The 7,512-nt window shown below is 64.9% G+C and carries 7 protein-coding genes; all 7 read left to right on the top strand.

What is annotated here, in order from left to right:
- Positions 1 to 312: Bug family tripartite tricarboxylate transporter substrate binding protein (locus AC1D2K_RS25330; RefSeq protein WP_478091920.1), on the top strand; the 312-nt coding region annotated here is incomplete at its 5' end.
- A 60-nt stretch (positions 313 to 372) separates the two neighbouring features.
- Complete coding sequence (locus AC1D2K_RS25325) at positions 373 to 1,182, top strand: ABC transporter substrate-binding protein (RefSeq protein ID WP_478091918.1); 810 nt, start codon at positions 373 to 375, stop codon at positions 1,180 to 1,182.
- Between the two features lie 35 nt (positions 1,183 to 1,217).
- A complete protein-coding gene (locus tag AC1D2K_RS25320) occupies positions 1,218 to 2,192 on the top strand; it encodes a LysR family transcriptional regulator (RefSeq protein ID WP_478091916.1) in 975 nt (324 codons plus the stop codon).
- A 106-nt stretch (positions 2,193 to 2,298) separates the two neighbouring features.
- Positions 2,299 to 4,005: a GMC family oxidoreductase gene (locus AC1D2K_RS25315; protein ID WP_478091914.1), complete on the top strand. Its 1,707-nt coding sequence runs from the start codon at positions 2,299 to 2,301 to the stop codon at positions 4,003 to 4,005.
- Between the two features lie 31 nt (positions 4,006 to 4,036).
- Positions 4,037 to 5,038 (top strand): Bug family tripartite tricarboxylate transporter substrate binding protein, encoded by a 1,002-nt coding sequence (locus AC1D2K_RS25310; protein ID WP_478091912.1) that lies wholly within the window; start codon positions 4,037 to 4,039, stop codon positions 5,036 to 5,038.
- An 18-nt stretch (positions 5,039 to 5,056) separates the two neighbouring features.
- The gene (locus tag AC1D2K_RS25305; protein WP_478091910.1) at positions 5,057 to 6,214 is read left to right on the top strand and encodes an alpha/beta hydrolase family protein; all 1,158 of its coding nucleotides are present in this window, start codon (positions 5,057 to 5,059) and stop codon (positions 6,212 to 6,214) included.
- Positions 6,215 to 6,268: 54 nt separating this feature from the next.
- A complete protein-coding gene (locus tag AC1D2K_RS25300; RefSeq protein ID WP_478091908.1) occupies positions 6,269 to 7,312 on the top strand; it encodes a Bug family tripartite tricarboxylate transporter substrate binding protein in 1,044 nt (347 codons plus the stop codon).
- Positions 7,313 to 7,512: the final 200 nt, after the last annotated feature.

Here is a 7,512-nt window from a genome sequence, read left to right as displayed (position 1 = left end):
GTCACGGGCAAGGGCCGCCATCCTCTGCTTCCGAACGTGCCGACGTTTGAAGAATTGGGTATCCGCGAATACGACGCGTCAACTTGGTTCGGCCTTATGGCTCCCCCGGGAACCCCGAAACCAATTTTGGACAAGCTGGCCACGGCATGCGCCACGTTGGCACGCAAGCCGGAGGTCATCCAGAGGTATCACGACTATGGTGGCGAACCCGTCGGGAGCACGCCGGCGGAGTTCTCTGCCTACATCCGCTCAGAGCGGGCCAAGTGGGTTCCGGTGGTTAAGCGCTCCGGAATCAAGCTTGAGTTGACCTGACAACGAGAACGAGTTCGTCCTATGCCTACGCTACGAGTCCTTTGGTTCGTTCCTCCGCCCGTGGTCGATGTTGCCCATGTGTTGAAGGTCGCGACAGACGTATCGCTTCAAGCGGCGCGCAACCCGTCGTCCGATGCGCAGTTCGAGGCCTTGGCGACCGGCGAGGCGGATGCAGTCGTCACGGCCATAGACAACGTAATGGACTGGAACCTGCGCGAGGGTCCCCAGGACTTTCGCGTTGTGGCGCAACTTGAGCGCACGACCCCCTTGACTATCGTCGGACAGCGAGGTCGCACTTCGCTCGAACATCTGCGTGGCGCCACCATTCTGGTTGATGCGCCGCGCAATGGATTCATTGTGGCCTTGCGCGCCATGCTGGCCGACGCGGGCATTGGTGCTGACAGCTACGCACTGGAACCCGTCGGTGGGGTAAAGGAAAGATACGACGCCATCATCGCAGGGCGTGGCGATGCCACCTTGCTAGGCCCTCCCTTCGACGCAATGGCCGTCGAGGCGGGTCTCACCCGCATCGGGACTGTTCAGCAGTGCTACCCGGCATTTCCGGGTCAGGGCCTCGTCGTGAGCGCGGCTGCGATAGAGCGACTGCGCCCCACACTTTCAGCCTGGTTGCGCAGCCTTGAGAACGCGCGCCAAAGCATGGAGGAAGTGCCTGAGGCTGCACGGCAAGCGCTGACGCTTGCTGGCTTCCTCCCTCCAGCCGTTGACGCCATGCTTGGCAGTACGCCGGCCTCTCTTTTGCCTGACCGGGTCGGCATCGAGCTGCTCATCGAGCAGCGCCGTCGCGCCGGCCTGCCTGGCGCCGCCACTACCTACGAGGGGCTAGTTGAGAGCTCCCTGCTCGGGCGCTGAGGCGCGCGGGTACGCCAGATCGAAGCCGTTTTCCCGTGGCCGATTCATTGCTGGACCTGCGCCTCTTCGTTGCCGTGTACGAGGAACGCTCGTTCACGGCGGCGGCCCGACGCGAGCACGCCACCCAGCCTGGCGTTTCGCAGCATGTGCGCAAGTTGGAGGGGCAGTTGGGCACCCGGCTCTTTCTACGCGGCACCGGCCAGCGCGTGATCCCCACGCCCGCGGCGGACCTGTTCTACACCGGCGCAACCGATGTTCTGCGCGCGCATGCGGCCGCGGTGGGAGCGGTCAAGGGGCGCAGCGGCGGGCTGCAAGGTGAGTTGCGAATCGGCCTCGTCCCGGTGGTAGCCCGATCGCTGCTCGCACCGGTTTATGCGCAGTTCCTCGCCATGCACCCGAACGTCGTCCTGCGAATTTCCGAAGACAACAGCGCGCCCCTCGCTGCGAAGGTCCGGTCGGGCGAACTACACTTGGCAATTGCAGTCGTGGGCGGGGAGGAGGCAGGCGTGCGGAGCGAGCGCCTGTTCTCTTCACCATGCCTTTTGGCCTCGCGCTGGAACGGTCCGTTGCCGCACCTCGCGGGCGTTGACCTGCGCGAGATCTCTCCGCTACGGCTGATCGCTCCGCCACCGCCGAACGCGGCGCGCACGCGCCTATCGCGCTACCTTGCCCGTCAGGGCGTCCGAGGCGAGCAGTGGCTCGACGTCGATTGCTTCTCCGCGACGCTGGGCGTCGTTTCCCGCACCGACTGGATGAGCATCTTGCCAGGCATCGTGCTATTGCCCGGGTTGATGCGCCAGGAATTTACCGCGAGCCTGATCGCACCCGAGGGCTTCGACTTCGAGGTGGCTTGCCTGCAGCCGCTGCGGAGTTCCCTGTCGCCCCAGGCGGAGGCGTTCCTCGAACACATGCTGGCGGAGGCGCAGGTGCAGAACGCGCAACTCTCCTCGCTCATGCCGCTGCCTGAAACGCCATTGGCGTTGCCCTGCGACGCGCATTCGTTTTCATGATCATTGCCGCATCCGAAAATAATTTCGCGCGCGCGCGTTGCGACCCTACAGTCACGCCTCCTTGAACGGAGGTCCCATCTTGCGCCCCAGCTCCAACCAACCAGTTATGTCCGGCCTCGCTTCGGCGCTGCCGCTCGATGGGGAGTTCGACTACATCATCGTCGGGGGCGGAACGGCGGGCTGCACCCTCGCTTCGCGCCTGTCGGAAGACCCGGCGGTGACGGTCTGCCTGCTCGAAGCCGGCGGTCGGGGCGACGCCCTGCGCATTCAGGTGCCGGGCGCCGTCGGCTTCGCGCACATGGCTCCTGACCTCGGATGGAGCTATTCGTCCGTCCCACAGCCTGGCCTGCACGGGCGACGCATCAATCTGGCGCGCGGCCGGGTGCTCGGCGGAACGAGTGCCATCAACGGCATGGTCTACTTCCGCGGACCGGCGACGGACTACGACGAGTGGCGCCGCCTTGGCAACGAGGGCTGGGGGTATGACGAGGTCCTGCCCTACTTCCTGCGCTCCGAGGACAACTTTGACTGGCCCGAGAGCCGCCTGCACCACAAGGGCGGGCCGCTGGCGATCAGTTCGCTCGCGCAGCTCAATCCGCTGGTACCGAGATTCCTGCACGCTGCGGATTCGCTCGGCTATCCGCGATGCAACGACTTCAATGTAGCAGCACCCGAAGGGTTCGGGGCACGCCAACTCACCATCCGAGCCGGCCGCCGCGAGACGGCGTCCACCGCATTCCTCGAGCCGGTGCGTGGTCGCAACAACCTCGCAATCGTGACCGGCGCGTTGACGCACCGGATCGTGTTCGAATCGCGCCGCGCGGTCGGCGTCGAAGCCGAGTCTGGGGGTGCCCTGAAGATCCTGCGCGCACGGCGCGAGGTGGTGCTGTGCGCCGGCGCATACAACACGCCGCAGGTTCTGTTGCGCTCGGGAGTCGGCCCGGGTGAAGAATTGCGGGCGCTGGGCATCGCACCTGTCGCGCACTCCGTCGACGTGGGCAAGCACCTGCGCGACCACGTGTCGGCGTTCGTTCAGGTCAGTAGCCCGGCGACGCTGTCTTATGCGTTGTCGCTGCGCGCGCTGCCGCGCTGCGCGTGGAACTTGCTCGAGTATGCGCTATGGCGCCGCGGCCCCCTGGCCAGCAACTTGTTCGAAGCGGCCGGGTTCGTTCGCAGTCAGGACGGCATTGCCGGTCCGGACGTGCACATCGTCTTGAATGCCTTCCGCCGTCCGCCCGCYGGCCGCATCGTACCTACGGGGCACGGTTGCGCGGTCCTCGCCACCGTGCTCCAGCCATTCAGCGAGGGAAGCGTCGTACTCGGCGGAACGGATCCCCGCGATGCTCCGCTCATTGATCCCGGATTCCTTCAAGACGAGCGCGACCTGCGAACAATCGTTCGGGGCCTCAAGATCGCCCGCAACATCCTGAACTCAGCGGCCTTTTCGGACCTGCAGCACCGGGAGACGGATCCCGGCCACGACGTGCGGACGGATGACGACTGGGCGGAGTATGCAAGGCGCAATGCATTCTCGGTGTACCACCCCGGAGGTTCGTGCCGCATGGGCCCCGACGCGCAGTCGGTCGTCGATACGCAGTTGCGCGTGCGAGGCGTCGAGCGCCTGCGCATCGCGGATGCCTCGATCTATCCGACGCTGATCAGCGGCAACACGAACGCGTCCGTGATGATGATCGCCGAAAAGGCTGCCGACCTCCTTCTCGGCAATGCCACACCGACCCGTATGCCCGCCCGGACAGAAAGCCCGGCCGAGACACACGCGCGCGCACAGCGCAGTTCAGCGATCGCTGCGTGATTCCCAACTATTCGAACCATTGGAGACACCCATGCACAACTCTTCCTCGCGACTGCAGGACCGGCGCAGATTCCTCGTCCAAGCGGCTTCGGCCGCAGCGCTAGGCGCCACCGGGGTCGGCGTAGCCGCAGCTGAATGGCCCTCGAGACCGGTGCGGCTCGTCGTCGTCTTCCCCGCCGGGGGCAGCGTCGACAACTCGGCGCGCATCTTTGCAGACCGCCTGCGTGAGCTTCTGCGCGTGCCAGTGGTGGTGGAGAACCGTCCGGGCGGGTCCACCATCGTAGGCACGCAATCCGTCCTCGCCGCACCGCACGATGGCTACACATTCCTCGTGAGCATTCCCTTGACGATGTATTTGCCGGTGCTCTTGTCAAAGGTGCCTTTCGACCCGCAAGCGGACCTGGTGCCCGTCGGCCCGCTCACCTTCGAGCAACTGGTGCTGGTTGCGAGTGCCAAGTCGGGTATCACCAGCTTTGAAGACATGCGCAAGCGCGTCCAAGCTGACTCCTCCCAATACTCCTTTGCCTCCTACGGGATCGGGACCGACGCGCACCTTCTGGCGGTCCACCTCGCCAAGGAATGGGGGGCGAACCTCTTGCATGTGCCCTACCCAGGAGGCCTGCCCTCCGTCCAGGCCGTTGTCGCCGGCCAGACAACGTTCACTCTGGGACCCGCCGCCATCTGCAAACAGTTCATCGACAACGGAACCTTGGTGCCTCTTGCGGTGCGCGGGCACCCTCGTTCGCCCTTTTACCCGAACGTGCCGACTCTTACCGAACTCGGTGTGGCGGGCTTCCAGAATCCCGTGTGGTGCGGAATGTTCGCCGCCCRTGGAACGCCGCCGGAAGCCGTCACCGCGATGGCGAATGCCTTGCGCGAGTGCGCCACGTCCCCGGCGCTGCAGGCACGGTTGCACCAGGCGTTCAACGTCTCCGCGGCCATGGACCAGAAGCAGTTCGCCCGCCTGGCACGAGACGCCGCGGACATCGACGGCGTCATGTTTCGCGCGGCCGGTATCCGCATGGATGGCTGAAAGAGAAGAGCACCCGAAATGTTCGAGCCTTTTCCCGGCAACTACGTCTGGAACCTGTCTGTCAACCTCGCGCTGATGGCGGGCGGCAACCATGGCGAGTTGGACGAAGCCTGCCGCCCCATACGCGAAGCGGCGGGCCGCAACGAAGACGCCAACAGCGCCCTTCTCTTCGACTCGTGGATCGCGGTCGCCAACAAGGTCATCGCGATGGCGGAACGCGACCTGGCGAAGGGACGCCGCCTCTCGGCCGGCATCAAGCTCCAGCGAGCTTCGGGGTACCTGCTCGCTGCCGAGCGCATGCAAAGCCGTAACTACGAACCGCGGCGCAGGGCCTATGACGAAGGCCTGCGATATTTCCGCCTCGGACTGGAACTACAGCAGGACGACACCGAGTTCGTGGAGATCCCATACGAGGGGCGGCAATTCCCGGCGCTGTTCGTCAAGGCGCCGCGCGAGGTCGACGGACGCCCAAGGCCCTGCGTTGTCTGTTGCAACGGTCTCGATTCGATGAAGGAGCAGGCCTGGCTGGTCGGCTTGGCTCAAGCGTTCGCGCTCCGCGGAATCTCGACTCTGCTCGTGGACCAACCGGGCTCCGGCGAAGCCCTCCGCAGGTTCAAGCTGCCGGGTCGCCATGACTCGGAAGCCTGGGCGACGCCGGCCTACGACTACCTCCTCACACGCAGCGATGTCGACCACGCCCGTATCGGCATGGTCGGTGGCTCGCTTGGCGGCTATTTCGCCCCGCGTGCCGTAGCAATGGATCCGCGCTACAAGCTGTGCGCGGTGTTAGGGGCGAATGGCAACTGGGGCGAGATGCAGAAGCGCCGTCTGGCCCGAGAAGGAGATCGACCCGTGCCTCACTACTGGGAACACGTGATGTGGGCTTTCGGCAAGACGTCGATCGATGAGTTCATGGCATGGGCGCCCAGTATGAATCTCGCCGGCGTTGTCGAGAAGATTCGCGTCCCCTTCCTTATCACCCACGCTGCCGGAGATCGGCAGATTCCCGTCGATTACGCGCGGCAGTCCTACGACGCGGCCACGAACAGCCCCAAGCGGGAACTTTTCATCACGACGAAGGACGACCTCGAAGTGGAGCACTTCGGCGCCGACAACGGAACGGTGGCCCGGGACTACATCGCGGACTGGCTCCGCGAGACGTTCGCAGAGATGTGAAGCCAAGCCTTGCCAAACAACAACCGGCCAATCGCCAGACAGGAGACAGATTCCATGACACCTTCGCCCGATAGCGGAGCGAATCGGCTCCGCACGAGCCCGCGCGACCCGGCGCTTTTTCATTCCCGGCGCTCGATTCTGTTGGCCGCCGCCTGCATGGCTGCAACGGTGGGCCACACGCAGACACGACGGGACGGCACCTATCCGACGCGCCCCATCCACCTGATCGCCCCGATTCCGCCTGGAGGCCCGACGGACTTCGCCGCGCGGGCGCTTGCCAACAGCCTCGCCCGCGAACTCGGGCAACCGATCGTCGTCGAGAACCGCCCTGGCGCGGCCGGAACGCTGGGAACAGCCTTGGTCCAGCAAGCGCCGCCAGATGGCTATTCACTCGTTATGTCGACGCTCTCGACGCAGATCACCGGCCCGCTCCTCGTGCCCAAGCCGCCGTTCGACGGCGTCAAGGACTTCACGGCGATTGGCGGCTTCATGCGCATGACGGTCGTGCTACTGGTGAGCCAAAGTGTTCCCGTGGGCAGCTTCAAGGAGTTCGTGGCGTATGCCCAGCAGCGCCCGGACAAGCTGAACTATGGCACACCGGGTATCGGAAGCGCACCCCATCTCGTGACGGAATTGATCAAGGATCGCACTGGCATTCAGATCACCCACATAGCCTACAAGGGCGGCGCGCCCATGCTGCAGGCACTTGTCAGTGACGAGGTGCAGTTGGCGGTCGGGGACCTGACGACCTCTATGGCCTGGATCAAGGCCGGCAAGGTGAAGCCGCTGGCAGTCCTCTCAGCGCAGAGATCTTCCTTGCTCCCGGTAGTGCCGACGCTTCTTGAAGAAGGCGTGCTCGATGCTCCCGCAGATTTCTGGGTCGGCCTGGCTGGCCCTGCGGGCATGCCGCCCGTTATCACTTCTCAGCTTCACGCGRCGCTGGGAAAAGTTCTCGACCAACCGGACATGCGCGAGTTCTTCGCCAAAAGCGGCGCCGAACCCTCGGCCACCAGCCCGAGAGAACTGCGGGACCTCTGGGCGATGGAACAGCAGCGATGGGCCGACGTCATCCGTACCAAGCACATCCGCGCAGAATGAGTTGTCGTATTGGAGCGAACGTGCCGACCCTGCGTCGACGTGCACTTCCAGGCCCAACCCGGCGCTCCAGACTGGCGCAAATTTTCAACGCGGCCTAGAGGCGACCGCTGCCAGAGTGCGGGGCCGGTCAGGCGGGAAGGTCGAAAACCGGGGCCGCAGCTTTGCCCTTTGCCCCATAGGCGCAGACAGTTCGTCAGCCT

This window comes from Variovorax sp. P1_H12_2 (assembly GCF_056405335.1).
This window is presented reverse-complemented; position numbering and strand designations above follow the sequence as displayed.

Bases quoted from the DNA above. Each gene is read 5' to 3' on its own strand.
- AC1D2K_RS25305 (WP_478091910.1), top strand. From the start codon at position 5,057: ATGTTCGAGCCTTTTCCCGGCAACTACGTCTGGAACCTGTCTGTCAAC.